The sequence below is a fragment of the Carnobacterium gallinarum DSM 4847 genome (assembly GCF_000744375.1).
GTDB classification, from domain to species: Bacteria; Bacillota; Bacilli; order Lactobacillales; family Carnobacteriaceae; genus Carnobacterium; species Carnobacterium gallinarum.
The window spans coordinates 1430497-1456724 of the sequence record NZ_JQLU01000005.1 but is presented as its reverse complement, the minus strand read 5'-3'; the positions used below and the strand labels follow the sequence as shown (position 1 = coordinate 1456724).

At 33.5% G+C, this 26228-nt stretch carries 22 protein-coding genes; 3 read left to right on the top strand and 19 right to left on the bottom strand.

The window, feature by feature from the left end; translation table 11 throughout:
• Nucleotides 1–204: 204 nt before the first annotated feature.
• The 4 genes from BR43_RS11460 to BR43_RS11445 all read right to left on the bottom strand — a co-directional run bounded on the left by BR43_RS11460 (nucleotide 205) and on the right by BR43_RS11445 (nucleotide 4151).
• Entirely contained in the window at nucleotides 205–873 is a 669-nt protein-coding gene (locus BR43_RS11460) for an aquaporin (RefSeq protein WP_034562091.1), read from the bottom strand.
• Between the two features lie 231 nt (nucleotides 874–1104).
• Complete coding sequence (locus BR43_RS11455) at nucleotides 1105–1884, bottom strand: DUF1295 domain-containing protein (RefSeq protein WP_034562090.1); 780 nt, start codon at nucleotides 1882–1884, stop codon at nucleotides 1105–1107.
• 5 nt (nucleotides 1885–1889) lie between these two features.
• Complete coding sequence (locus tag BR43_RS11450; RefSeq protein WP_051933933.1) at nucleotides 1890–3722, bottom strand: DegV family protein; 1833 nt, start codon at nucleotides 3720–3722, stop codon at nucleotides 1890–1892.
• A 27-nt stretch (nucleotides 3723–3749) separates the two neighbouring features.
• On the bottom strand, nucleotides 3750–4151 hold the full coding sequence (locus tag BR43_RS11445) for a DUF2177 family protein (protein ID WP_034562089.1): 402 nt from the start codon (nucleotides 4149–4151) through the stop codon (nucleotides 3750–3752).
• Nucleotides 4152–4339: 188 nt separating this feature from the next.
• Between BR43_RS11445 and BR43_RS11440 the strand changes: the two genes are divergently transcribed.
• Complete coding sequence (locus BR43_RS11440) at nucleotides 4340–5017, top strand: DsbA family oxidoreductase (protein ID WP_034562088.1); 678 nt, start codon at nucleotides 4340–4342, stop codon at nucleotides 5015–5017.
• 71 nt (nucleotides 5018–5088) lie between these two features.
• Here the strand turns inward: BR43_RS11440 and BR43_RS11435 are convergent, their stop codons facing one another.
• Together BR43_RS11435 and BR43_RS11430 are read right to left on the bottom strand one after the other, a co-directional pair.
• Nucleotides 5089–5721: an ATP-binding cassette domain-containing protein gene (locus BR43_RS11435; RefSeq protein WP_051933932.1), complete on the bottom strand. Its 633-nt coding sequence runs from the start codon at nucleotides 5719–5721 to the stop codon at nucleotides 5089–5091.
• Entirely contained in the window at nucleotides 5722–7824 is a 2103-nt protein-coding gene (locus BR43_RS11430) for a DUF1430 domain-containing protein (protein ID WP_034562087.1), read from the bottom strand. It lies immediately after the preceding gene.
• A gap of 113 nt (nucleotides 7825–7937) precedes the next feature.
• Between BR43_RS11430 and BR43_RS11425 the strand changes: the two genes are divergently transcribed.
• Together BR43_RS11425 and BR43_RS11420 are read left to right on the top strand one after the other, a co-directional pair.
• Nucleotides 7938–8345: a lactococcin 972 family bacteriocin gene (locus BR43_RS11425; protein ID WP_034562086.1), complete on the top strand. Its 408-nt coding sequence runs from the start codon at nucleotides 7938–7940 to the stop codon at nucleotides 8343–8345.
• 202 nt (nucleotides 8346–8547) lie between these two features.
• Nucleotides 8548–8928, top strand: a complete 381-nt coding sequence (locus BR43_RS11420; RefSeq protein ID WP_034562085.1) for a RidA family protein — start codon at nucleotides 8548–8550, stop codon at nucleotides 8926–8928.
• Nucleotides 8929–9128: 200 nt separating this feature from the next.
• Here the strand turns inward: BR43_RS11420 and BR43_RS11415 are convergent, their stop codons facing one another.
• The 13 genes from BR43_RS11415 to BR43_RS11355 form a co-directional block, all read right to left on the bottom strand.
• Nucleotides 9129–9989, bottom strand: coding sequence for an ABC transporter ATP-binding protein (locus BR43_RS11415; protein ID WP_051933931.1), 861 nt, complete (start codon nucleotides 9987–9989; stop codon nucleotides 9129–9131).
• A 1-nt stretch (nucleotide 9990) separates the two neighbouring features.
• Nucleotides 9991–10674, bottom strand: coding sequence for an ABC transporter permease (locus BR43_RS11410; protein ID WP_034562083.1), 684 nt, complete (start codon nucleotides 10672–10674; stop codon nucleotides 9991–9993).
• A 376-nt stretch (nucleotides 10675–11050) separates the two neighbouring features.
• Nucleotides 11051–12436 carry a Na+/H+ antiporter NhaC gene (gene nhaC, locus BR43_RS11405; protein ID WP_034562082.1) on the bottom strand — a complete coding sequence of 462 codons (1386 nt, stop codon included), beginning with the start codon at nucleotides 12434–12436 and terminating at the stop codon, nucleotides 11051–11053.
• A gap of 905 nt (nucleotides 12437–13341) precedes the next feature.
• Nucleotides 13342–15204, bottom strand: a complete 1863-nt coding sequence (gene tdc / locus BR43_RS11400; protein WP_034562080.1) for a tyrosine decarboxylase — start codon at nucleotides 15202–15204, stop codon at nucleotides 13342–13344.
• Nucleotides 15205–15350: 146 nt separating this feature from the next.
• Nucleotides 15351–16760: a tyrosine-tyramine antiporter gene (gene tyrP / locus BR43_RS11395; protein WP_034562079.1), complete on the bottom strand. Its 1410-nt coding sequence runs from the start codon at nucleotides 16758–16760 to the stop codon at nucleotides 15351–15353.
• Nucleotides 16761–17582: 822 nt separating this feature from the next.
• Nucleotides 17583–18392: an ABC transporter permease gene (locus BR43_RS11390; protein ID WP_034562078.1), complete on the bottom strand. Its 810-nt coding sequence runs from the start codon at nucleotides 18390–18392 to the stop codon at nucleotides 17583–17585.
• 57 nt (nucleotides 18393–18449) lie between these two features.
• On the bottom strand, nucleotides 18450–19496 hold the full coding sequence (locus BR43_RS11385; RefSeq protein ID WP_034562077.1) for an ABC transporter ATP-binding protein: 1047 nt from the start codon (nucleotides 19494–19496) through the stop codon (nucleotides 18450–18452).
• Nucleotides 19497–19502: 6 nt separating this feature from the next.
• Nucleotides 19503–21023 carry a glycosyltransferase gene (locus BR43_RS11380; RefSeq protein ID WP_034562076.1) on the bottom strand — a complete coding sequence of 507 codons (1521 nt, stop codon included), beginning with the start codon at nucleotides 21021–21023 and terminating at the stop codon, nucleotides 19503–19505.
• A gap of 20 nt (nucleotides 21024–21043) precedes the next feature.
• Nucleotides 21044–23056: a CDP-glycerol glycerophosphotransferase family protein gene (locus BR43_RS20475; protein WP_245617861.1), complete on the bottom strand. Its 2013-nt coding sequence runs from the start codon at nucleotides 23054–23056 to the stop codon at nucleotides 21044–21046.
• Between the two features lie 9 nt (nucleotides 23057–23065).
• On the bottom strand, nucleotides 23066–23875 hold the full coding sequence (locus BR43_RS11370) for a hypothetical protein (protein ID WP_034562075.1): 810 nt from the start codon (nucleotides 23873–23875) through the stop codon (nucleotides 23066–23068).
• Nucleotides 23875–24285, bottom strand: coding sequence for a glycerol-3-phosphate cytidylyltransferase (gene tagD / locus BR43_RS11365; RefSeq protein ID WP_034562074.1), 411 nt, complete (start codon nucleotides 24283–24285; stop codon nucleotides 23875–23877). The genes BR43_RS11370 and tagD overlap by 1 nt, the downstream gene beginning before the upstream one ends.
• A gap of 2 nt (nucleotides 24286–24287) precedes the next feature.
• On the bottom strand, nucleotides 24288–25457 hold the full coding sequence (locus BR43_RS11360) for a CDP-glycerol glycerophosphotransferase family protein (protein ID WP_034562073.1): 1170 nt from the start codon (nucleotides 25455–25457) through the stop codon (nucleotides 24288–24290).
• Entirely contained in the window at nucleotides 25438–26226 is a 789-nt protein-coding gene (locus BR43_RS11355) for a WecB/TagA/CpsF family glycosyltransferase (RefSeq protein WP_084679919.1), read from the bottom strand. The genes BR43_RS11360 and BR43_RS11355 overlap by 20 nt, the downstream gene beginning before the upstream one ends.
• Between the last annotated feature and the right edge of the window lie 2 nt (nucleotides 26227–26228).

The window sequence follows — 26228 nt, the reverse complement described above, 5'->3', positions numbered from 1 at the left end:
CGGACTAAAGTCTGATTTTTTTATTTCACTAACTTTTATGACTTTCTAAATCTGAAACAACACCTATTTTTTTAATTTATTCATTCTTTTCATCGTTATGTAATCTAGTTCTAGTATTTTCTCTTTTTCTTTAATTTAACGGAATAAAAAAAAGAGTCAATTCTAGTTATTAGCCTAGAGCTGACTCTTTTGTTTAAGCTTTAATTACGCTTCTTCACTACCTAATAATGATTTTCCAACGATTGCTGCTAAAATTCCGCCAACAATTGGAGCTAGAATGAAGACCCATAGTTGAGACAATGCTTCGCCACCGGCAAAAATCGCTGGTGAGATACTTCTTGCTGGGTTTACTGAAGTTCCAGTTAATGGAATCCCTAATAAATGAATTAAAACTAAAGTTAATCCAATTACTAATCCTGCAAATGCAGGGTTTCCGTGTTTACCTGTTACTACTATAATAACTAAAACAAATACGAATGTTAAAATTGCTTCTACTAAAAAGGCACCCATGCTACCTAATTTACCAAAACCATTTTGCCCTAAATTGGCAACGTCTAAATCTGAGCTTACTAAAATAGCCTTTAATACCGCTGTTCCAGCAAGTGCTCCAAGAATTTGACCACCAATATAGTAAGCTAATTCTGTTAATGATAAACGTTTGTTGACATACATTGCAACTGATACTGCTGGATTTACATGACAACCTGAAACTGTTCCAATACTATATGCCATTGCAACAATTGATAAACCAAAAGCCATTGCAATTCCTAGTGTACCAATTCCTTCAATTCCTCCACCTAACACTGCTGTTCCTGTACCAAACAATACTAAGACGAATGTCCCAATAAATTCAGCAATTCCTTTTTTTAACATATTCTTCCTCCTAACCTATTTGTCAATGAAACACTTAATTTTTCATTGATCCGAGAGTAATTTTATCATACTTAGTAACTAAATAACACAATTCTGAATTTATATTTTTTCGTTATTTTATCTATTTTTCATTTTCATAAAAATAAAGAAGATTTATCTCAAAAAAGTGATGTGCTTGTGAATTTTTCTTGAGCATTTTAATCATGTTTGTATTAATTTGAAATCATTTTGTCATAAACTTTTCTTTCCTATCCAAGGAATAAATTTGGATGTTTGCTGTGCATAGGCGATAAAATCGGGTCGATCTTTGTATTTCTTTTCTAACAACGGAACACCTGATACATATAATAGTAGTAAGGTAATGATTAATGGTCCAAAAAAGCCCCAAATTGCACCAGTATAGGTTAATGTAATCAAATAAATCCCCCACCAGCTAGTCGCTTCACCAAAATAATTGGGATGACGTGTAAGTGACCATAAACCTGTTGTTAATAATTTACCATGATTTAGCGAATGTTTTTTAAATACAGTTAATTGATAATCTCCACCGACTTCAAAGAAAATCCCAACTCCCCATACGATAATGCCGAGATAGTTCCACCAATAAAAAGCGGTAACGCTAGACGTATTGACCAAAAAAATCGGTAAGGATACTAAATATAGCAGCACTCCTTGTAACACAAAAACATTCAAGTACGCTTTTAATCTTGCAAAATGCGTACCCCACCGTTTACGCATATTCACATAACGATAGTCTTCAGGCTTGCCAATATTCCGCTTAGCTAAATGTAAGAACAACCTTACACCCCAGATAGTCACTAGAACCGTTACCCAAGTGGCTGCCATTGTCTTAACTGGCATCAACCAATAACTACTAACCGCAACAATAATAAATCCTGGTCCCCATGCTAAATCAACAATCGAATTATTTTCTAACAGCTGGGCTACTCCAAATAAAATTGTAAAATAAAGAAATAACAATCCAGCCACAATAACATACGTCGAATCCATCTCAATCACTCCTCTTCCTCTGATAAGCTCACTGCAATGGCCACACAGCCTTCACCAGCACTCATGGCAACAACTGTTGAAATTTCCATCATATACGCTGGAGGAAATCCAATTTCTTTCGTAAATTTTTCAGCTAATGTTTGACTACGCTGCAAATCATTTGCATGAATTAACGCATACCGCTTAATTCGTCGACCCTTTTTAGTTAATTTTCGGACTTGTTTCATTAATTTCCGTTCGTTTGCTTGTGTATTAAACGCAATTCCGGTGATGGTCCCACCGCCTTCTCTATCTAAACCAACAATTGGTTTCAAATTAAGAGAATCCGCAAATCGTCCAACTCCTCCAGGCAGCCGCCCTGAACGAATCATTGCTTTGAGATTTCCAACACTCACTAATATTTCAGTCGTTTTCGTAGCAGCTTTAATTTTTGTAACAATCGTTGAAAAGTCTAATCCTTCAGCAATCCATTCTGCAGCCTCCATCACCATTAATCCTTCAGCGGCGGAGTTTTTCTTTGAATCGATGACAGCAATCTGGATCCCTCGTTGTTGAACTTTATCAGCGACTGTTTTGATTGTATTGTATGTTCCACTTAACTTGCTGGCTACAGTAACAACAATTATTTTCTGATAATAATTTTCTAAAAATGCGAAAAGTGTTTCCACTTGTTTTATATTAGGCTGAGCAGAAGTCGGTCTTTCCTTCGCTTGCTGATTTAATTGATAAAAATCTGCTGCTGTCAGCGTTAATTTATCCAGATAACTGATGGAATCCAACAATAAATTCATTGGAAAAACTTGAATTTGATGCTCTAAGATAAATTCAGCTGGTAAATCCGCAATCGAATCTGTAACCAACACTATCGAATGCTTAGGCCCTTGTTTAAGCTGATATTGCAGCAACATATCATCTGCTTTTTGTTGCTGTACATTCCCCACTAAGTTCAAACGCTTAATCATTTCAGCTGGTTGATTTGTATGCATATGCACTCTTGTTTTAGTTAGCCCGCTGGCAACAACTAATGAATCTCCTAACTCACTAAGTAACACCTTTAATTCCTGACTAGAACGTTCTGTTTCTGTAAGTAAAACTTCTGTACAATAACGAAAAACTGGTGCAATCGTGATTTCTTCTGTTAGATGAACCACCTGCTGTTCAACCTCAACAACATATTGCGCCTCGCTCTTTTCTTGATTCTCTTGAGTAACACCCGAGTTACAAAAAGCTTCAGTAAAACCTTCAACAAACAAGACAAATCCTTTTGCTCCTGCATCTACAACTGATTTCTTCTGTAAAATCTTTAATTGCTTCGGGGTATCTTCTAAAGCTTTTTTAGCAGCACCTAAACTCTGTGTCAACATACCTTCAAACTCAAGCAAATGTTTGCGCCCTTCCATCAAGCCACTTGCCCATTCACGAATAACTGTAATCATCGTACCTTCAACAGGTTTTTCAATCGCTTGATAGGCGTCCTCCACAGCAGCCGTTGCGCTATTCGCAAAATTGTCTGCCGACAGTTCTGTATCTGAAGAGTTCAAATGCCTTGCCAGTCCATTTAAATATTGAGCAAAAATAATACCAGAATTTCCACGAGCTCCCATCAAAGCGGCATCCGCCATCTTCACAAAAACATTTTTCCCAGAGTCTACTTGCTGACTCGTTTCTTCCAATAAAGAACTCATTAATGAAGCTAGATTATTCCCAGTATCACCATCAGCCACAGGAAAGACATTGATTGAATTCAAATGCTGCTTTTGCTGAATAACACGTTCCGCTCCACCTTTAAAAGCTATTAATAAGGCATTTCCAGTAATGATAGTTGGTTCATTTTCCATGATTCACTCGCTCCTTATTTTCCACATTCACCATTTTAAATATTTTGCTAAAATAAAAACTAAGCCTGATGTGGTAGCTGTAATAAAAGTTCCCCAAATCAGATCAATGACTGTCACAAAAACCGGCCAACCTTTTAATGTCGCTAAATTTGTTAAATCATAGGTGCTATAACACAGTAACCCCAATAAACCACCTGCAAAAATTCCATAAGCAAGACTTCCCTTATCTAAAGCTGGATGAATAACAAAGAAAACTATTCCAACTATATAAATAAGATAAAAAATTGCAGCCGGAACAATCTTGACAGTTCCTAATAAATCACCTAAATAGTTTTGATAAATCTGTTTTGAAATGACTAACAACCAGACTAAATCAATCAGTAAAAAAAGAATTCCCGTTGTAATGAATAACTTACTATAATAACCCATTCAATCTCCTCCACAAATTCATTTATCGCTTAATAAACAGAATTATATAACAAAAGATAATAATAATGCATTTATTTGCTTGTGAATAACATCCTTATATCTAGCTGAAAAGCCAATAAATTGACAATTTCTCAAAATCTCGTTAAGATTACCTTACAATTAGTAAGTTTAAGAAAAGAGGATATAGAATGAAAATTGATATCTGGTCAGATTTTGTCTGTCCATTTTGTTACATCGGCAAACGTCATTTAGAAACTGCAATGGCTGGGCGTACGGATGTAGAAGTTGTGTTCCACAGTTTCGAGCTTGATCCTAATGCTGCACATCACCATGATGAAGATATTCATCAACTAATCGCTACTAAATACGGTATTAGTTACGAACAATCGAAGGCCAATAATGAAAATATTCGTCAAACTGCTGCAGCCGCTGGCTTAGCTTATGACTTTGATGCAATGCAAAATACCAATAGTTTTACCATTCATCGATTAGCTCAATATGCAAAAGAAGTCGGAAAAGGCAATGAATTTGTTGAAGCTGGCATGCATGCCTATTTCACTGATGGCGCCTTTTTAAATGATGAAGAAACATTGGTCAAAATCGCTCGCTCTGTCGGCTTAGACGAAGCTAGAACCCGTGAAATTATCCAAACAGATGCTTACTTAGCTTCAGTTCGAGTAGATGAAACAAAAGCAATGGAACTTGGAATTCAAGGTGTTCCCTTCTTTTTAATCAACGACCAATATGCCGTTAGTGGCGCACAGCCTGTCGAAGTATTTCAAAATGTTTTAAGTCAAATTGATGACCAAACAAAACCTGAAACAGCGGCGACTAATGTATGTCAGGATGATTCGTGTAGTATATAAATAAAGAGAGAGAGCCAGAAAAAATCATTTTGATTTTTTCTGGCTCTCTCTCTTTAAGTTTAGTCTACTTTTTAATCAATCTTTATCTCATAATCACTTTTTCCAATTAAATAGGGGTCATGGCTAACTAATACAATTGTTTTTGACTGTTTTTGTTTAAATAATAATTCACATATCTCATATTTTGTATCTTCATCCAAGGAACCTGTTGGCTCATCAGCAAGTATCAATCGACTGTTCTTTAAAAGTACTCGCGCTAAAGCAACACGTTGCTTTTCACCACCCGAAAGTTGATAGACCTTTTTAGTTAAGAAATAATGTAACCCCACTTCTTCCAATGCCTGTTTTTTCATTTCGCTTTTTTCTTTTTTAGATAGTTTCTGATATTGCAAAGCGATAGTTAAATTATAATCGATTGACTCAGAATCTACCAAACCAAAATTTTGAAAAAGATAAGATAGGTCATTCCTTCTTAGATACATGGCTTCTCGGCTATTTATCTTTGGAGCTGGTTTTCCAAATAACTCGATACTCCCAGAATCAAAGCATTCATTTAAACCAATTATATTCATTAAGGTAGTTTTTCCAGCACCACTTTTCCCATGTATAGCAGTTATTTTATTAGCTTCAATTTCAAATGAAATATTTTTTAAAACTTCATTTTTATGATATGCTTTTGTAATATTAGCAACTTTTAAAATCATTTAATCCCCCTCCAAAAGTAAATATTTATTCTTCTTTTCTAATCGATTCATACATATACACAATACTAACGTCTCAAAAACAAAATACAGAACGGCGATTATTCCATAGTTTGGATAACTAAATAACAATAAGCTAACAACAATAAACTGAACAATTGTAGCTACTATCAGCTTCCGATATACAATAAAATGACCATAACCATGCAATTTTAAAATACTGATTTTTCTTTTATTTTTAAAGAAATAAAGACTACTACTATAAATAATTAGTAAACATGAGAAAAGTGTCATTAAACTAGCCCAACTTACTTGTTGTATAGAATCCTCACCAATCGCAAATCGTTCCTCAATTCGATTGATTTCTTCTAATGTTTTCAACATTGGAAAATTATCTTCGACTTTATATTTTTTTAACATGGGATAAAGTTTTTGATAGGTTTCAGCACTTCCATGTTCTATCGGGATTTTTAATGGTATTAAAGTTCCATTCCCTTGTGCAATGGAGCGCACAGGATAACTAGCAATTAATTCAGTAAAAGGTGTTTGAATTTCAATAATTATCGGTTCAGTGATAAGTGTAGACCTACCATCATAGATAGGTAATTTTTGATTTAACTGAATCCAATGAATCGAATAGTTATCGGATATCTTTTGATACTTATTTTTAATTTCATTTTCTTTGTCTTGATACTTTGTAGATACTAAAACAATCAAATGTTTACTCAGTTTTTGGGTTAAAATGATTTTATTATTTTGATCATATATAGAATTTTGCTTTACGTATTCTGGATTAACTCGTATGACCCGATTTAAATAATCTTCTTCAGAAAAATAATCTGAACTATCCATCAAAATCCCATTATTTTCTTCTACATACTTATAGATAGCCCTATTAATATCGTCGTATGTAGTTTCTGTTCCATTTATTATATCTTGAAAATTATACCCAATATAAGATGGGTACAGACTCCCATATTCACTTGTGTCTTTCACATGCGATTCTTGGTAGTCATATAAAATTGTTTGTACTAAACTTTGAATAGAACTAACCGTCATTAAAAGCACAATCATCTTAACCACATATAAACTACCAAATATATATCTGGAAAAATCTTTTTTATTTAATTGCTCTGTTATTGAGAAATAGAACAGAATTCTTAGCACAATAAAAAGAACAAAATAGTAAATACTTAGATAGACAATGCAATCCATTAAAAATCTTGAACCTAATGTAAATATTCTTGACATATATAAGAACAGAACCAAAGCTACACTAAGAAACAGATTACTTCGGATAAGTAACTTATAAAGAACACTGATTGAAGAATAGCCGTTTAGTTTATGTATTCCGATTACAGACATACTAATCATTATATAGATAACAGTGAATATACATAAAAAGATAGAAAATATAGTGATATCTGAATACTTATTAGCTACCTGCTTAAGCGATAAAAATTCTTCTGACTTACTGACTTTTAAATCACTAATACTAAATTCAGTATTAAATTGTATATTATAAGCATTCATTACATTTTTTAAAAATATAGTAGAATTTTTTTCATTTAAAGTCTCTACTCCATAGATAGCTTCATGTCCCTTTTGCGACTCCTTGGAATGAATTGTATTAATTGTATAATCAACTTCTCCATTTTTCCCTTTTTCCAATAAACCTTTTTGTTGCTTTGAATCAGACTTACTCGTTGATAAGAATTCATCATTTTTTAAACGGATAGGTGTTCTATTAAATAACTGATACACGTTGGATTTACTTGAATTAGATAAAAAATAATACACATCTGTTTGATAATTAAAAATATCAGGTTCTCCTTTTTTATTTTTTGCATATGTACGGTTAGTCGTTCTCTTAAAAAAATTTAAATCTAATTTATTCGCTTCTTCTAATATCAACTTATCTATTTCATATTGCTTAATAGAAATATTTTCGTTTTTAGGTAAAATAAACATCTGTCCAATATTCTGAACGGCATACTGCTGTTCTGCTAATTCATTAGAATTTCGGATACTATCCACAATCGCTAGAGAAGTAATAATTAACCCTGTAAAAAAAAGCATAAACACTTTAATCGTGTTATTTTTCATTATTTTTTAAACCCCTTCATTAAATTAAATGTTTAATTATTAATAATTAAACAACATAATAATTATAGGTGTTTTTATTTCATTTGTAAACTAAAAAAAGAAGGTGTCCATTTATGAAAAAACTAATTTTATCCGCTTTATTTACTTTAGAAACTCAGGCAAAAACAATAGCTGTTCCAGAAAACTTGAATGAAGGTTATGTTATCTTAGGTGAGGATGGCAGTGTAGTAGAAACTTCTCATTCAGCTTTAAAGGAAGAAATGCCATTAAGTCGTGCTACTCAATATTTCCAAGATGCTACGTTTGTCTATTATTCCGAGGATTTAAATTGGAGTTGGTCTCAAATGAAACATACACAAAAAGCGTCTAACTCAAATCTACTTCATACTAAAAAATATCACAGAACCACTGCCACTGTTGGAAACAATAGTCACTCTAGTTACGCAAATGCTGGTCATTGGTCTAAAGCAAGAGTTGTTGGTAGTAGTGTATATCGAGCTCTTGCATATTACTCATACTAATCATTAAATTTTAAAACAAATGAAATAAAAATGCCGATGCTACTATAAACACAACTACATAGATTTAACTATCGTTACTTAAAAAATTGATGTTCCTTCTTTTATCTAACTAAAACAGCGAAAAATCTTTTGCTTTTTAAAGACAAGCATTATACAATTACTTATACAGAATGAAATCGTTTAAACTTAGGGGGAAATAATTATGCTAGAGAATATTTTTACAGAGAAGGCTCCTGCTGCAATTGGTCCTTACTCACAAGCAATTAAAGTGCAAGAAACTCTATATACTTCCGGTCAAATTCCAGTTGATCCAACTGTAGGCAAAGTAACTGCTACAGAAATCCAAGGACAAACGGAACAAGTAATGAAAAATCTTAAAGCTGTTTTAGAAGAAGGCGGTGCAAGTCTGCAATCTGTCATTAAAACAACTTGCTTCCTAACGGATATGACGAATTTCGCAGCATTTAATGAAGTTTACGGGACTTACTTTGGTGATCATAAGCCTGCACGCTCTTGTGTAGCTGTCAAAGAATTGCCGTTGGGCGTTCTAGTTGAAGTTGAAGCTATCGCTATTACAAAATAAAGAGAGTGAGACAAAAGCTCATCTCTAAAAAATTAAAAACTAGAAAAAATCTAATTTTCCATCATTTTTCTCTATGCAAAAACAGCACCTCTTTTGCCCTTGAGGAGAAAACCATATGAAAATTCAGTGATACTGAATTTTCATATGGTTTATTTTTGTGCCAAAGAGAGTTTTGTCTCAGTCCCTTTTTTACGTGGTTCTTATTCTTGTTTGAAAAAAATAGTTTGCAATGATTTTTTCTCTTCCCAAAACCCGTCTATCTTAATTTTATTAGACAAAATAGTGAAAATAATTGATTGAATACTTATCGTTTCGTCTAGCAAGAGTAAAACACCTGTATTATTTTTTTCAACATGTACGTTTTCTATTTTTGTCAGATATTCTATGACTTCATCTGCATTCGATGTTTCGATAACGTAATAACGCTCACATGTGCGACTCTCTTTATCGATTATTTGTTTAGTTGTCCCATGTTTAAGTATCGTTCCTCCCTCTAAGAAATAAATATAATCGCTAACTCGTTCAATTTCATCCATGTTATGAGATGTTAACAAAACTGCAGATTTCCCCTTGAGTTCTTCAATGATACCCATCATTATTACACTAGAGTGAACATCGACACCAGACGTTGGTTCATCAAATACATACGTATCATATTGTCCGATACATGTTTGTATAAAACTAATTTTTTTCTTCATTCCAAATGAATATTCTTTTATTTTTTTGTCTAATGAATGTTCTAAACCAAGTTCCTTGCAAAGTATTTCCCACTCTTTATACGTTTCTTTTTTATTTTTTAGTTTCTCCATAAACGTTAAAAAGTATCTTCCTGTCATATCACTAAACAAGTTGTCGGCATCAGGCATTATAGAAACAGATTCCTTTTTTATACTTCCTTTATCGCTTGTCATATAATTAGCAATTATACCAATAATCGTTGATTTTCCAGCTCCGTTTTTTCCAACAAGAGAAGTTATTTTTCCATTCGCTACATTCATATTAATATTAGTTAGAACTTCCTTTTCACCAAATGATTTGTATAAATTATGAATTTCAATCATATTATATTTCCTTTCTTAAAAAAATGAATAATCCAAATAGCAAAATTAGCACTGTTAAAAATACCAATATGATAATATCCAACTTTGCATCAACATAACGATATGGTAGCACCCAGCTGATTATTTTTAAAATATAATTAGAAGATATTGTAGACCATGCGCCTAATATTGGAAAAGCAATACTGATAATCATACCCGTTAACGAAACCATTCTTTCTTTATTAAAAAGGACAGAGAAAAACAACACAAGTGCTTCCGAATATGAAAAAAATAGGGTTATATTTACTAATGATTGAACTGGAAATATAATTTCCCCTCTTGTTAGAAATAGGATAACAAGTGACAGAAATAGGATTAAAACAAAGTAGGTAAGCATTGAAAAATATTTAGCAAAAAAAATCTTTGTTCTACTTAGATAAGGCGTAATATATCGCATAGATTGACTATCTACATCTCTAGCAACAATACCCGAAAATATCAAGAAAGAGAACATGAGACCAAAAAAGCCGTATATTCCAAAAAGAATATCAATTAAGGGGGAACTTCCCCCATCTGAGGATATTAAATCAAGTGTCGTAGAATATTTCCCTGCAATAAAAGCTGTCCCAATAAGGATTACAGTAATAATCAATGCTTTTATTGATAATAACTCTCTCTTTAATTCATCAAAATATATAGTCTTCATTATTTTTTCATTCTCCCAATCATTCTAAATTTTTTTAAAGATTTAATCCGAACTGCAACGGTGTGACTTCTAAAGAAATTTATATAGTACCTATCAACCTTCCATTCAACTCTCCCACAATATTAATATATCATTATTAATCTATTCAAAAAAGAAGAATTTATTTTATCTACTGCTAAGTATAGCTGTTATATATATTTTTTTATATGCTCATTATGTAAATATTCTAAATAACCAAATGCATTTTGGACCCCTCCCGAATATAAAATGATTTTCTTAATATATTCAAACTATAATATATTCTTTCTACCAAAAAATTAATCTAACTGAATAAAAAAAATAGCTAGTGAAAATTACTTCACCAACTATTTCTTTTTTATTCAGTTGCCTCTTTATGTGCTGTCTTTGTTTTCGCTTTTTTAAACCCTAATAAAATAGTAAGAATTGGTGTTAAATAACAGAAAAATGCAAATGGCATATAGCTTAAAGTACTAATTCCCAATGTCCCTGTAATAAAGACGCCACTAACTCCCCACGGAATCAAAGGATTTACCGTTGCACCAGCATCCTGTAAAGTCCGCGCTAAAATTGTATCGTCGATACCAACTTTGTCATAGCTCGATTTAAAAGCTTTCCCAGGCAAAATAATTGATAAATATTGTTCACCTATCAATAAATTCACACCAATTGCACTTAAGGCTGTCATTAAAATCAAACGACCTTTATTGTTCATAAATCCATCTAATTCTGAAAGAATTGTGCCAATAATATTTAATTTCACCAATAAACCACCTAATGATAGAGCTAATAAAATTAAAGAAACAGACCACATCATGCTTTGCATTCCACCACGAGTTAACAACGTATCTACATCAGCAACACCTGTTGTGGCTACATAACCGTCTTGGATCCATTTGCCCACTTGGCTAATCGCTGTTGTAGGGTAGTAGATATAACGGATAACTAAGGACAAAGCAATACTCATGAGTAACGTTGGAATGGCAGGAATTTTGCGCCACGCTGCTAAAAATAACAGAATCACAGGTAACAACGCGATAACTGAAATTGTATAATGATCCGTTAATGTTTGAGTGATTAACTGAATATCGCCTTCTCCTGAACCACTTGTATGTTGCAAACCTAGAAAGCCAAAAGTTACTAAAGAGATCAAAAAAGTTGGCAGTACGGTCCAAAGTTCATTGCGAATATGATCGAATAGCTCAACTTCCGCAATGGCCGATGCAAGATTTGCTGTATCAGATAATGGCGAAATACTATTTCCGAAAAACGCACCTGATACAATTGCACCAGTAGTTATTGCTGGATTAAAGCCCATCATAGAACCCATTCCTAGAAATGCAATTCCGACTGTTGAGATTGTTGTAAATGAACTACCAACAGCAGCACCAACGACGCCACAAATAACAAAGACTGCTGGCAAAAAATAATCTGCTGAGAGCAAATTAAATCCATAAACCATAATCGTCGGAATCGTTCCCGCTGCAATCCAAACACTAATTAAGGCTCCAATTAAAATAAAAATGATAATCGGAACTAGCCCTGGGGCGATACCGTCTTGAATTCCTCCATGAATATCATCCCAGCTAAAGCCTTTGACGACTGCAAATAAAATAACAATTGCAATCGCCAATAGAATCGCTACATGTGCTGGTAGTTTAAAGCCGATAATACATAGTCCAATCATTGCTAATAGGACGACTAATAGAAATAAAGCTTGTTTGATTGTAATACTTTTTTTCATGATGTTCCTGCTCCTTTGTGTTGTATCTAGTGGTTTTGATTTGGTGGTATAGCTTGGGTTGATTTATGTTTAGTTGGTGTTTTTTGGGTTTTAGCTATGGTATAGTTGGGTTGTTTAGAGATTTTCTTTATTTGTTTAGAGATTTGTATCTCTGTTTAGTTTAATTCATCCTTCTTCCCATGTGTACCATTTCGCTAAGGTCTAAAGACCTAAGCTCGGCTTCACTTTGGGGATCACAGTGGGATTCATCCTTCCTCCCATGTGTACCATTTCGCTAAGGTCTAAAGACCTAAGCTCGGCTTCACTTTGGGGATCACAGTGGGATTCATTCTTCTTCCCATGTGTACCATTTCGCTAAGGTCTAAAGACCTAAGCTCGGCTTCACTTTGGGGATCACAGTGGGATTCATCCTTCCTCCCATGTGTACCATTTCGCTAAGGTCTAAAGACCTAAGCTCGGCTTCACTTTGGGGATCACAGTGGGATTCATTCTTCTTCCCATGTGTACCATTTCGCTAAGGTCTAAAGACCTAAGCTCGGCTTCACTTTGGGGATCACAGTGGGATTCATCCTTCTTCCCATGTGTACCATTTCGCTAAGGTCTAAAGACCTAAGCTCGGCTTCACTTTGGGGATCACAGTGGGATTCATTCTTCTTCCCATGTGTACCATTTCGCTAAGGTCTAAAGACCTAAGCTCAATGGCAAAAATGCATAGCAAAGGAGTCTGCTATACATTTACTAAGGGGAATTTTAATTAAGTGTGCAGCTTTTTATAAATGGATTCGATTTTTTATAAAACTACAATTTTAATCTATAAGAAAACATTCTTTTCCTAGGGCAACTTCTAATTTATTTAATTAATAAACTACTGTCACGGCTAGGAAAAGAATGTATTTAACTAATTTTTATGCTTCTTCGTTGTAGATTGCTTCTAATTTTTGTTGGATTGCTTTTTCGATATCGGCAGCGTATGTGTCGAATACTTCTTTGTCGTTCATATATGGTGACATTGCTGATGCACGTAAGATTGTTACTTTACCAGCGCGATCCCATTCTTTACGATCAAATCCTAAGCTGTTTACAAAGTCGAATGGGCTATTGCCATATTCTTCGATTGCAAAGTCAGTATGAGATGTAATGAATTCGTTGTCGTATAAACCACCTTTAACGTATGAAGCATATTCGTAGAAGTCATGGTTTAATTTGTTCATTTTAACTAAGTCTGTGTTACCGTCTTCGTTAAATACATAATCTACCATATTAAAGTCAGGTTTTGTTAAAGCGTGTAAGGTAATTGTTTTGTCGCCGACTTTAAATTTGCGTCCATCGATAAAGTTGTAGAAGTGGAATGCTCCTTCGATACTTGCTCCCATTAATTTACCGTAACCTGTTACGTTTAATGGCAATACTTTGTGTGCAGTCCAAACAGCAGCAGCAGTTGCGCCGGCTTTTGAACCTTCAAGAATATAGGCTCCTAGTAATGCAGGAATATCAGCACCTTTTTCAAATACATATGTTGCAAAGTAAGAAATTACGTCACGCATACGTACGTCTCTGATAACAACTCCACCAGCTGAGTAAGGGATGTAACCCATTTTATGAGGATCAATTGTTACGGATTCTGCATCTTCGATTGCTTTGAATGAATTGTAAACATCTTCTGTTAACCAAGTGTTTTCACCCATGAAGATTCCATTTCTTTCGTAAACAGCGTTGATGTCTTTGTAAGGGATAAATTCGTCGTTTTCATCTAAGAAGATTGAACGTCCATATCCGCCATATGCAGCATCAACGTGTACATAGAAGTAAATGCCTTCTTTAGCTAATTTTTCACGTAAGGCAATGATTTGATCAATACGGTCGATTTGACCTTCTTCAGTTGAACCAACAACTCCAACTACCCCAAGAACTGGAATATTTTCAGCAGCTAAGCCACGGATTTGTGCTTCTAATTTTTCAATATCCATACGGTATTCGTTTGTTACTTCACCAGCGATAACTTGGTCTAAACCAATTCCGATGATGTCAGCAGCTTTTAACCAAGAATAATGTTTAGTTTGTGGAACAATCCATTTACCTAATTTTTGTAAGTTTTTACCACTACGAGCTGATTGAGCTTTGATTTCGTCCATGTGATCTTGGGCTTGATCTAATAAGTCTAAAACGTCTGTTGTAGACATATTTAATAATTCCCATTCAGTTTTGCCTTCAACTAATGCTGGCACAACTTCTTTGATTGCTAATGGCAATGATTTCATGTTACGTGCATACCATAAACCTTCTAAGTTAGCGATTGAACCATCAGCAGCGATGTGTCCCCAACCGTTTTTATAACTCATTAGTTTAGCAAATTCCATTCCAACTTCTTCTTCCATTTGAGAAGTTCCTGGAGATGATTCGTATGCTACGTTGTTACCGTTCCAAAGCATTGCAGTTGTATAAGCAATGATTGCTGGCATTAATGTTTCAGAGTTCATATGACCCCAGAAACGTCCAGCTGAATGCCATGGAAGTGATTCAGTACGTAGACGTGAAGATAATAAGTTAAACACTCCGCGCATGTTGTCAGCCGTTGCTTGGAAGCTTTGAGAACTTTTATCTTGTGGAGTGATAACTGGCATATCTTGTGGCATGTAGTTTTGTCTCCAACCAACATGTTCGTCAATCATTTTGTTTAAAATTTCTTTGAATAAATCAACGTTTTCCCCTTTGTCGCCAAGGAATAAAGCTTTTAAGTTAGTATCATCTGGATTAAATGTGTTTTTCATGATAATTTCCCCGTTTCTATTTAATTTTATTATTTTTCAAACTTATCTCCCGCGGGCTAACTTCTCTTAATTGAGAAGCTAGTGGGGATTTTTATTTACAAAGCCTGGCATTTGTATAGGATGTCAGATGCTTTATTAGCTAATGATTAGTCTTTCTTTTTCCACTCTGGTTTCTTGAATTTGTTAATAATCAAGGCAATAGCTACCATAATAACTGTTGCGGATACTTGATAAATAATATATCCAGTATGAGCACTTGCAGCGATTGAAGATGGTGGAATCAAACTTACTAAGATTGTAACGATAACACTTAAGATAGATAGACAAGAGATAAACCACATTAAGCCGTTCCCTTTGCTACCCAGTCTAAATGGACGTTCGACTTCTGGCATTTTATAACGTAATTTAATTGCTGAAATGGCAATTAATAGATAAACAATACAATAAAGAATAGTTGTTGTAATAGTAATGATTAAGAATGCTGCACTAATATCTGGAATGACTACATATAAGAAAGAAACAAGTGAAATAACGATAGCTTGAATCAATACAAATGTAATTGGAATTCCTTTTTCAGTACGTTTTTGGAAGAATGGAGGTAATGAACCTTCGTCTGCCACTTTAATCATTGATTTACTAGGTCCTAAAACCCATGCGCTTAATTGAACTAAAACACCGATTAAAATCATTAATGAAATAATGTTATTAAAGATTGGTGGAATACCTAAATCTTTACAGAAGATAACAAATGGTTGAGTAATATTTGCTAATTCCATTTTGCCACTTGGGACAGCATCAGCAACGCTTAGACCTGCAATCAAGTTAAAGACTACTAATAATAGTACTGATGAGATAACAGCGATTGGATAGTTACGTTTTGGATTGTCAATGTTGTTTGCATGAACTGATGAAATTTCCACCCCAGCAAAGATAAAGATAATCCCTGTTAATGTTGGTAAACTACCTAGATCACTGAAATCTGGTAATAATTTACTTGCTTCAAAATGTCCAAGATAGCTACCTGGATTAATTCCGTGTTTGAACATATATAAAACACCTAGAATAACAAGAGCAAGGAATGGGATATAAACCCCGATAACAGCACCCCAGTCACCTGCGATTTTTACCATGTCAAATTTTAGATTCAACAATGTAATTCCCCAATAAGAAATTAGAATCATGATAAAAATGAAGATGTTGTTATGTCCTAAGTCAGGACGATTGATGACATATCCTATAAGAACTCCTACAGTTGATGCAACCATTACCATTCCGAAGAACATTTGCACCCATAGTAACCATGAAGTAACGAAACCCCATTTTTCTCCTAAGGCATTTTTAACCCAAACTTGTGGGCCACCTTCTTCTGGCCAACCTGTTGATAGTTCAGCTGACATTAAAGCGATTGGTAAAGCAAACACACATGCTGCAAGCAACATATAGAAGATTTGTGTCCAGCCTGTTGAAGCTAGAGTTGGAACACTACGAACCGTTCCGAAGAATGCCATTGTAATTCCGATTAAACCAAATAATGATAACTTTTTAGATTTTCCCATGATAGCTTATTCACTCCTTATTTTATTGTTTAGGAGTTTTCTGAGGTAATCGACTAATTTCTAGCGCTAAAGATTTATTGAAATCATGAAATTAGTGGCTTAAGTCAAAAAACTTCTAGATACTATTTTTTATTAACTCTACCTATAAAAAGAAATTAATTATGATAAGATAATTTAATAGAGAAAATTATGCATTATCAATTTTGTTTCTCTTCACAGATAAAATGAATAAAAATAAGACTAACCAGTTAATACATGCGTTAGTTTAGTCCCTCTAAAAGACTTTGTCAACAGCTGTAAACACTGGGATATTAAAAGAAAATTAGAGAGTATTCTTTTACTTCAACAGTGCTTTTTGTTAAAGCGTTAACTCGTTAATGCATTAAAGCAAACGTGCGTAAAAGTGAAATCCATTGATGATTATATGTATAAATTAATTATTTATGCATAAAAAAAACAATTGAATTGTCACCGTTTTTTTAACAACAACAAAAAAAGAGCTTATTATAGACTTTGAAAGTCCACAATAAACTCTTTTTCATTTTATTCTATACACATAAGCTTTCATTTATTCATAAACTTCAAATGAACAAAATTCACAAACAAATATTACTATTTATAAAACTAAGGTTATACATTAAAATTTGACACTTAGTTTCTGTGTATTCCCCATCTTAAAATCCATTTTTTTCTCATTGTTTTTTTATTATTTTTTTTGAAAAAATAACATAAAAAACAAGATTATCTACCTATTAAATGTTCTACGGTCTATTTATAATCTATCAGAATCCTTTCATATTCTTTTATTGAAAAAAATTCTTTCTAATTGATATCCATAAATTTAGCTCTAAATTTCAAATGGATTTGTGAACCCAGAATCAAAAACACAAAAGTTGTCAACCAAAAAATCAATGTAATTGTTCCATTTTCCCAAAAGCCTCGCTGAAAAATCAAAGAATCTCTAAAACCATTAATAATATAGTAAAAAGGATTTAGTCGTAATACTTTGATAATGATTTCAGGAATACCTTTTGTTTCAAAATCCCAAATTGTTCCAGAAACATAAAATAAAATTCTAACTGCTGACTGCAAAATTAATTGATAATCTCTTACTAATGTTGTGATGGTTGCATTTAATAACGATACACTGTACAAAAATACAACCATGCAAAAAAAATAATAAATAAGCTGTAGCCAATAAATTGTCGGGTAAAAATGCGACTGAATGAGAAAGAACAACACCACTGCTCCCATAGGTAGAAAAATCGTTAAATTACTGACTAAGTTAATTGTTGGCAAAATACTGACAGGAAATTTCATTTTTGACGCTAAATCTACTTGCCGATAGATACTTTTTGATGCTCCTAATAGTGAACTATTTATATAAAGCCAAGGAATTAACCCAATTAACATCCATAAAATATAAGGAACTCCATTTATTGATCTTCCACCACGAATTCCCAGACCAAAAATCAAGTAATAGATTCCAATCTGCATCAATGGATTTAAAATCTGCCACAATAGGCCTAAATAATGATTCTGATACGTAGCTTTCTCTTCGTATCGTGCCATACTAAAAATAAAGCGGGCATTTTTCAGCTGTTCCTTGATGATTATACTAACATTTGACATACTTTTCTCCAATTAAATTTATTTGTGACGGATTATCCTCTTCCTATTTCAATAGATTTAGTGATGAAATAGGAAATTCTTAACCATTCCTACTAAGCTGACTTCTTTTATGCTAATAACGGATAAGAATAAAATCGTCAGCAGCAAAGCTATCACTAAAAACTTGGTTGCTAGGGTCATATTAGAGCCTACTGGATTTAAAGTAATTAATGTTGAAAGCTTATTTTTCGATTGTCTAGATAACTCTCCAACTGTTTCAAGAGTTGCACTTTCTTTATCAAAGAGCTTTTTCAAAGTGAAATTCTTCTGTCGTAATTTCATATTCTTTTGGTAGTTTTCTTTTTCTGGCTTACTTAATTTTTTAAAATTCGCTGTAAATGTCTGATATTTCTTAATAACTGTCCGACTATCACCAAAATCCATTAATTCACCATAATGAATCCAAATGACTTGGTCACAAAGTTTTTCAACTTGCCCCATAGAATGGCTAATAAAAAAAATAGTGTTGCCTCTTTTTTTAAATTCCATCATTTTATCCACACATTTTTTATAAAAAGTCTCGTCGCCAACAGCCAACGCTTCATCAATAATTAAAATATCTGCATCTCGATGAACCGCAATCGCAAAACCCAATCTCGATTTCATTCCGCTTGAATAACTTTTTACAGGTTGATCAATGAATTCACCAAGCTCAGAAAATTCAATAATCGTTGAAACTTTACTCTGAATTTCTTTCTTGGTCATACCAGACATTAATCCCTTTAAGAAGATATTTTCGCGACCAGTTAATTCCCCCCGCAATCCTGCTCCAATAGAAATAGTAGTTGCCTCTCCGTTAACCTTAAGTTCCCCCGAAGACGGAATTGTCAATCCGCCAATGATCCGTGCTAAAGTCGATTTCCCAGAACCATTGATTCCAATAATTCCAATCGTATCTCCAGAATAGGCTGTAAATGAAACTCCTTTTAATGACCAAAAACTAGCAATCCCATTCTTACTATTCATCAGCATTGCTTTTAGTCGAGCAGATTTAGTTTTTTCCATACAATATTCTTTTGTAATTAAATTACATTGTACCTTTATATTCTCATTCACATTATTCATCCTTCTTTAAAAAATCAATTTGCACCATTTATCCCAAATAACTTCTTTAGAAAATATCTTTGATCGCTCTCGTGTTTTCGTCCGATCCAACGGTTTTCTGACTTCCTCAACCATCGCTTCACATAGAGCTTCTGGTGTATTTTGTTGAGTAATCCTTCCGGAATCTTCATCTAAGATTTCATCTGGTCCCCAATTAATTTGATAACTAATAACTGGGCAACCATTTGAAATGCTCTCTAGTACACTTAACGCAAAACCCTCATAATTGCTTGTAATTAATGAAAAGGCACATTTTTGATAGATCTCCCAAGGTTTCTCCGTATATCCTCGCAAATGAACAACTTGCTCTAAATGAAGTTCTTGAATCAACTCATTAAGATGAGCCCATTGCTCTCCTTCTCCATAAATATCTAAACTATATTCTGGATAAAGCTGATGAAATAAGGACATTCCGCGAATACATTCATCAAGATTTTTCTCAATTGAAAGTCGACTAATCATACAAATTTTATGGGGATTCACGGTAAATTCGAGTTTGTATTCTTGCTTAAAATGCGGAATCACTGAAAGTCTATCTACCATAGCCGGAACCTTTTCTTGAATGTTGATTTTTTGTTTTTCTGATAAAGTTATAATTCTACTACTTGGGTCTTTAGTTGCAAGAATAAGTTTATAACTTCCTTTGATACCACTAGCTGGATCAGCTGGATTGGCTAAATGGGAACTGTGTAATTGAAAAATTTTCTTCATTTTTTTCTGAGTATCTAATAACGGTGCATCCAATAATCTGGCATCGTTAATCACAATATCCCCGTCACAAAATAAGTCATTAAACCAATTTGCAAAAAAAGTTTTCTCTGTATTGAATACTCTTGGTTCACTTTGCAACAGAATAAATCTACTCTCTGCAGGTTTTTGAGCAAAATCAATAAACTCCTTTATCAAATACTCTTCTAGAGAATTATTCAGAAAAACATCTCGTAAGACAATTGCTTGATTGCCACTCTCAAAATAACGAATTTTATGAATATTTTGCTGACTATCTAAATAAATTCGGCAATAGGAAGAATAGAAATAGGGGCTGTATAAATCAATATTTTTAATTTTTCCATCAACCGTTCTAGAGATATGCAGTAATGGAGAACCTGCCTTATAATAGTAAGTCACACCACTATGCTCATATTTCTTAAAATGAGGCAACTGCTCCCAACCAGGAAATTGTTGATTCAGATAGTCTTGATAATTATTTTCTGTTTTTTCACACTTGTCATTCCTATAATAATCGTAAATATTATTTAACTTTGTCTCTGGATAAACAAGCCCCCTTCTAATGAAGGAATCGTATACCTCTTGATAGTTGGGATTATAATTCGTTGTATATATACTCACATTAACTCCGTGATCCCTGAACATTCTAGCACGAGAAAGTAGCGACTTTGTTCTTCCGCCATGTATTAATGGAAGCGTCGATGTTACAATCATTACTCTGCTAGTTTGATCAGCATCACTAGACATCTCTTGTTTCATCTATTCCCTTCTTTCCTTAACTAATGTAGTAAATAATCCACGACTTTTTTACCGGCCTCACCATCGTCTACATTGCAATACTTCTGATAGAATTCCTCTAACCTTATATCGTCATAGTCCTCAATAGCTATCCTTTGGAGTTCCGCAATTAAATCAGAGGTATTTTGAATAATAGCTCCAGGCAAATCTTGATAATAATTCAGATAGAAGCCTCGTAAATCATCTTTATATGAGCTTAAATCGTTGGCATAAAAAATCATTGGTCTTTTCAAAATACCGTAATCAAAAAATACAGATGAATAGTCGGTAATCAAGATATCTGAAACAAGATAGAGATCACTAATATCTGAATAACTAGATAAATTATAGACAAAATCACCAAAATCAGTTGTATTCATACTATTAGCAATCAAATAATGCATCCGAATAATCACAACAAAATCTTCACCTAATTGCTGCTTCATTTGTTTTATATCTAACGGTAACTCAAACGAATACTTCCCTTTTTCAATAAAATCATTATCTCGCCACGTGGGGGCATATAAAACCACTTTTTTATCCTTAGGAATCCCTAATTCTGCTTTCTTTTTATCAATATAGCGACTATTATTTTCTGTCACTAATTTATCATTACGAGGGTAACCAATTTCCATAACATTCCCTTCATAACCAAAAGCTCGACGAAAAATCTTAGTTGAGTAATAATTAGGACTTAGCAATAAATCCCATTTGGCCGCTTCTTTCACAAAATTCTTTTTGTACGCCTTTGTACTTGTACCAGGCATCACAACTTTATCAATATCTACTCCTAATTTTTTCAAAGGACTTCCGTGCCAAGTCTGAATATAATGAGTATGAGGATTTTTGGAAAACCATAAGGGTAAGCGAGCATTCGTAATCCAAAATTGCGCTCTGGCATAAGCAGTTGCCCATTTTTTTGTTCCTTTTATTACATAAGGAATCTTAAATTTCTTAAACTCTCTTTCAAAATCCGAATCGATGCTCCAAACAATAGTAGCATTCGGTTTTCTTTTAATTAACTCATCATAAATCACTTTAGGACTATCACTATATTGTCGTCCGCCAAAGCTTTCAAAAATATACGTCGTTTCTTTAAAAGGTTGATTTTTATATTGATTGAAAATAGCTTTGAACTTTTCTCGTTTATTCCTTTGAATGTATCTATCTGCCTTCTCAAAAAAATCAGAGACTGGGCTAGGCTTCACCTTAACCAATGAACTAATTTCATCTACCGCAAGAATAACCTTACCAACATTGTTAAATTGAAGGCCCAACTTTTCTGAATCCCTTGCCATAATTTGATTTTTCTCTTTTTCCAGATACAAATACTGACTTTCATAACTAATTTCCTCGTCAGTCACTTGAATATAAAAATGATACTGCCCCTTAGGAAGTTTAATCAACTCATCCTTTGCAACGAGAATAGAAAATCGTTGTCTGTTCTGAAGGATACTAAATTCCTTTGTGTACATCAGTTGATCATTTTTTTTAATTAATAACTCACAACGTCCCTTTTTACCCAACTCCTGAATCAAGGTACCCTCTAATATAAGATCGTTATCTAACCAATAAGTTGATTCTAAATAAACTAAACAAGAATCGTATTCATTAGACATTTGCAACGAAAAATTGTCTTTCACAGTAAAATATGGACTAATCTTTTGATGCTCCATAAGTAAAATTCTATCCGTTAATTCTTGAAATATCCCTTTTCCAACTCTGATTTTTTCTGTCATATTTCCATCAAATATAACACTAACATTCCAAACAAACTCCTCTTCTATCCTATTTAATGGAATAGAACTAGCCGAAATTAACTCTTTTGAATCCACATAAAAAGAAAGCGTTCCATCCGTCAACCACTGAGTTTGTTTTATTATATAGATTGCACTATCACGTAAGCTCAAAACCACTTGAACATCTTCCGCTAAACTATATTCAGCTGGAACTTCCAGTTGGCAATCATATAGTCCCTTTTTAATTTGGATATCCTTTAATCTTATAGTACTCATATGCGCTCCTTAACATTCAATGTAGGTTACATCCGGACATCTTACTTGGGGTTGATTTTTGTCCTTTTGAAAAAAGAAATTTTTTATATCATACGTAACAAATAGCTCTTCAATTATTTCCTGCACTATAGACTCTAGCTTCTCGTAGCTTTTCATTGTAGTAAAATCCGTAATTCTCTCATCCTTATTGTTGAAATCCCTTGTCATAATAATCTGTTGACGTTCATTTAAATAATAATCGATCCTTTGCTCCTCAGAAATTATCGTCACTAAATATAAATAATCTAACTTATAGCTTAATGTCACTTCTCGATTAGAAAAAAGAACCCGCTTGCTGAAAAAGTCATCATTTTTAGAAAAAACTTTTTCCAAAACCAAATTTCCCTTAATAAAATGACGTTCGATCATTCTTTGATCAAAAGTTAAGCTCTTTTGCGTCATAAAAGCTTCCTGTTTTTTAGAATCCTGCTCTAAAATCATTCCATTATCCGCTAAGCAATCACTATCTATTTTTTGATTCAAGCACAGATTCGCTATCGTTAATTCGATTGCTTGAATTGTTTCTAATGAAATAAGCTCATCAATGTTCGTTTCACCATTTTTTGACTGTAGCATAGCAACCATATCGAATAAGCGAACACTCGAGTAATCTAGCTGCTGCTTATCTAGTTGGCGTGTCAAGAACTTTTGATCTATAGGATTAAAAGAAGGGACAAAAATAATACTTTCTTCTTTTCTGTCGCTGCACTGCTGCAAATATTTCCACAATAATCCATCTCTCTCAAACTGTTGATACGAACGACTATAGAATAAATTCATTATTTGATTCCTTCTTGTGCATACAAATCATTTTTTATTTGTGTGGTTGAAACCTCTGGAGTTCTTGACAAATAAACAACATTCACTCCTGTAGCAGCTAGCGTTTCATCAAATTTACCTAGCCAATCATCTCCCATAACAAAAGTATCAATGTAATAACGTTCCATATCTGTTACTTTTTGATTCCAATTTTTTTCTGGGATGACTAAATCCACATATCGAACTGATTCTAGCAACTGCTTTCTTTTTTCATAAGAAAAATAGTTTTTCTTATTTTTTTCATTCCAGTTGAACTCATCCGTAGATAACGCTACTATCAGATAGTCGCCTTGCTCCTTTGCGCTTTTTAATAAGTTAATATGACCATAATGTAACAAATCAAATGTTCCGTAAGTAATTACTCGTTTCATTTTCATCCTCCTATAATTGCTTTAATAACGTTAAACGTTGCTTCTTCTTTTTTCACATAAGCAGATGTATCAAGTTTATGACTGAATTTTGTTCCATCAGCTGTTTTTAGAGCTTGGCTAAATTCACTGATTAAATCACTTTTAGTTAAAACTACTTTTCCAGGTAATGGATCCTCTTTCGTTAAATAAAGCCCTCTAATTTCTTGTTTATAGACTTCATAATCATACATATATAGAAAAATAGGCTTTTCCATTAAAAGAAAATCAAACATAACTGTTGAGTAATCCGTGATTAAATAATCTGCGATTAAAAATAAATCGGCAATTTCTGGATACTTAGACATATTCCACACTCGGCTATTCTCGCTTGCTTCATCAGCTGAATCCTCAACTAAATAATGCATTCTTGTCAAAATAACAAGACTTGGATCTAAAGCTAATAGCTCATCAAAGGGAAACTGGTTCTCAAAAGAATAGCCACCATGTCCATTATGCTGATTATCTCTCCAAGTTGGAGCATATAAAACAATCGGTGTTTCAGTTGATAATCCTAGCTTCTGTCTAATTTCCACGCCTAAGACAGGTTTCTTTGCTTCACGAATGAATACATCGTTGCTAGGGTACCCCTCCTCTAAAACAGGGCCATCATAATTAAAAGCTCGTCTAAAAATCGGTGTACTGTACTGATTTGGAGAAACTAAGTAATCCCAACGAAGCGATTCTTGTTTAATATCTTTATGGTATTTGCGTGTGTTCGTTCCATGCATCGTAACAGACTGAATGTCTAACCCTAATTTTTTAAGAGGAGTACCATGCCATGTCTGGACATAAATCGTATGCTTGCTTTTTTCCATCCACAAAGGCAATCTTGTATTCACTACCCAATATTGTGCTCGTGCCATTGTATACATCCATTTTAAGCTCATTCGTCTGACATAAGGAACTTGATTTTGTTTAAATGGAGCTTCATACCCTTTTTTAACTGCCCAGATACACTCAAATTCAGGATAGTGTTCCTTCAGATATTCATAGATTGCTTTAGGATTCCCGCTATATTGTTTTCCATGAAAGCTTTCAAAAAAGAATAGACCCGTTTTATTTCTTCGACCAAATAGCCTAAATAGTACAGTCGCTATTCTCCGATATATCCATTCACAGCTTTTCTTCAGCATTTTTTCTCCTCTCAGCTTCATTAAAATGTTTTTTTACTCTCGTTATTTTCCCCAAAAAAGTAAATTTAAATACTTTCCATAAAAAAATAAACACTTGAAGAATTCGGTAGTATCTTTTCAACTTAATCGATCGGTATAACCATTCTAAATTATGTTGAATAAAAAAATCAGGAGCTCTTTTCGTCGCCCCGCCTAAAATATCAAATGTACCACCTACATCTAAAAAGACATTGGCTTCTATCTGATCGACATTTCTATGAAGAAATAGTTCTTGTCGAGGGGAACCTAAAGCTACAAACAAAAAATGAGGTTTTACTTTATTGATTTGATCGACGATTTGTTGCTCATTCATCACCGTATATCCGTGAATCGTCTCTACAACTTGGATATTCTGGTACCTTATTTGAATAGATTTACTAGCATTTTCAACGATGTTTTTTTTGGCACCGTATAAAAAAATTTTCAGTCCATGCTGATTGGCAAATTCTAAACAGTCATTCATCACTTCCAAGCCAATAATTCTCTTTTGAATCTTTCCTTTATGCCATTTGGAAACCTTCACTATTCCAACACCATCAGGAATACGATGAGTTGCTCTTTCAATATAAGCTTTGACCAAGTCATTTTTTTTGGCTTCTAAATAAATTTGTGGATTCACACTAGTAATTAACATTTTTTGATTCAGTTCAATATATTGCTTCATATCTGATAAAATCTCGGCATAGGTTACATTATCAACGGGAATGCCGCCGATTATCTCTGTGTCCATTT

What these genes read in the sequence shown, in the direction of transcription:
- BR43_RS11460 (WP_034562091.1), bottom strand. Translation starts at nt 873, where the DNA reads ATGTTAAAAAAAGGAATTGCTGAATTTATTGGGACATTCGTCTTAGTA.
- BR43_RS11455 (WP_034562090.1), bottom strand. Translation starts at nt 1,884, where the DNA reads ATGGATTCGACGTATGTTATTGTGGCTGGATTGTTATTTCTTTATTTT.
- BR43_RS11450 (WP_051933933.1), bottom strand. Translation starts at nt 3,722, where the DNA reads ATGGAAAATGAACCAACTATCATTACTGGAAATGCCTTATTAATAGCT.
- BR43_RS11445 (WP_034562089.1), bottom strand. Translation starts at nt 4,151, where the DNA reads ATGGGTTATTATAGTAAGTTATTCATTACAACGGGAATTCTTTTTTTA.
- BR43_RS11440 (WP_034562088.1), top strand. Translation starts at nt 4,340, where the DNA reads ATGAAAATTGATATCTGGTCAGATTTTGTCTGTCCATTTTGTTACATC.
- BR43_RS11435 (WP_051933932.1), bottom strand. Translation starts at nt 5,721, where the DNA reads ATGATTTTAAAAGTTGCTAATATTACAAAAGCATATCATAAAAATGAA.
- BR43_RS11430 (WP_034562087.1), bottom strand. Translation starts at nt 7,824, where the DNA reads ATGAAAAATAACACGATTAAAGTGTTTATGCTTTTTTTTACAGGGTTA.
- BR43_RS11425 (WP_034562086.1), top strand. Translation starts at nt 7,938, where the DNA reads ATGAAAAAACTAATTTTATCCGCTTTATTTACTTTAGAAACTCAGGCA.
- BR43_RS11420 (WP_034562085.1), top strand. Translation starts at nt 8,548, where the DNA reads ATGCTAGAGAATATTTTTACAGAGAAGGCTCCTGCTGCAATTGGTCCT.
- BR43_RS11415 (WP_051933931.1), bottom strand. Translation starts at nt 9,989, where the DNA reads ATGATTGAAATTCATAATTTATACAAATCATTTGGTGAAAAGGAAGTT.
- BR43_RS11410 (WP_034562083.1), bottom strand. Translation starts at nt 10,674, where the DNA reads ATGAAGACTATATATTTTGATGAATTAAAGAGAGAGTTATTATCAATA.
- nhaC (WP_034562082.1), bottom strand. Translation starts at nt 12,436, where the DNA reads ATGAAAAAAAGTATTACAATCAAACAAGCTTTATTTCTATTAGTCGTC.
- tdc (WP_034562080.1), bottom strand. Translation starts at nt 15,204, where the DNA reads ATGAAAAACACATTTAATCCAGATGATACTAACTTAAAAGCTTTATTC.
- tyrP (WP_034562079.1), bottom strand. Translation starts at nt 16,760, where the DNA reads ATGGGAAAATCTAAAAAGTTATCATTATTTGGTTTAATCGGAATTACA.
- BR43_RS11390 (WP_034562078.1), bottom strand. Translation starts at nt 18,392, where the DNA reads ATGTCAAATGTTAGTATAATCATCAAGGAACAGCTGAAAAATGCCCGC.
- BR43_RS11385 (WP_034562077.1), bottom strand. Translation starts at nt 19,496, where the DNA reads ATGAATAATGTGAATGAGAATATAAAGGTACAATGTAATTTAATTACA.
- BR43_RS11380 (WP_034562076.1), bottom strand. Translation starts at nt 21,023, where the DNA reads ATGAAACAAGAGATGTCTAGTGATGCTGATCAAACTAGCAGAGTAATG.
- BR43_RS20475 (WP_245617861.1), bottom strand. Translation starts at nt 23,056, where the DNA reads ATGAGTACTATAAGATTAAAGGATATCCAAATTAAAAAGGGACTATAT.
- BR43_RS11370 (WP_034562075.1), bottom strand. Translation starts at nt 23,875, where the DNA reads ATGAATTTATTCTATAGTCGTTCGTATCAACAGTTTGAGAGAGATGGA.
- tagD (WP_034562074.1), bottom strand. Translation starts at nt 24,285, where the DNA reads ATGAAACGAGTAATTACTTACGGAACATTTGATTTGTTACATTATGGT.
- BR43_RS11360 (WP_034562073.1), bottom strand. Translation starts at nt 25,457, where the DNA reads ATGCTGAAGAAAAGCTGTGAATGGATATATCGGAGAATAGCGACTGTA.
- BR43_RS11355 (WP_084679919.1), bottom strand. Translation starts at nt 26,226, where the DNA reads ATGGACACAGAGATAATCGGCGGCATTCCCGTTGATAATGTAACCTAT.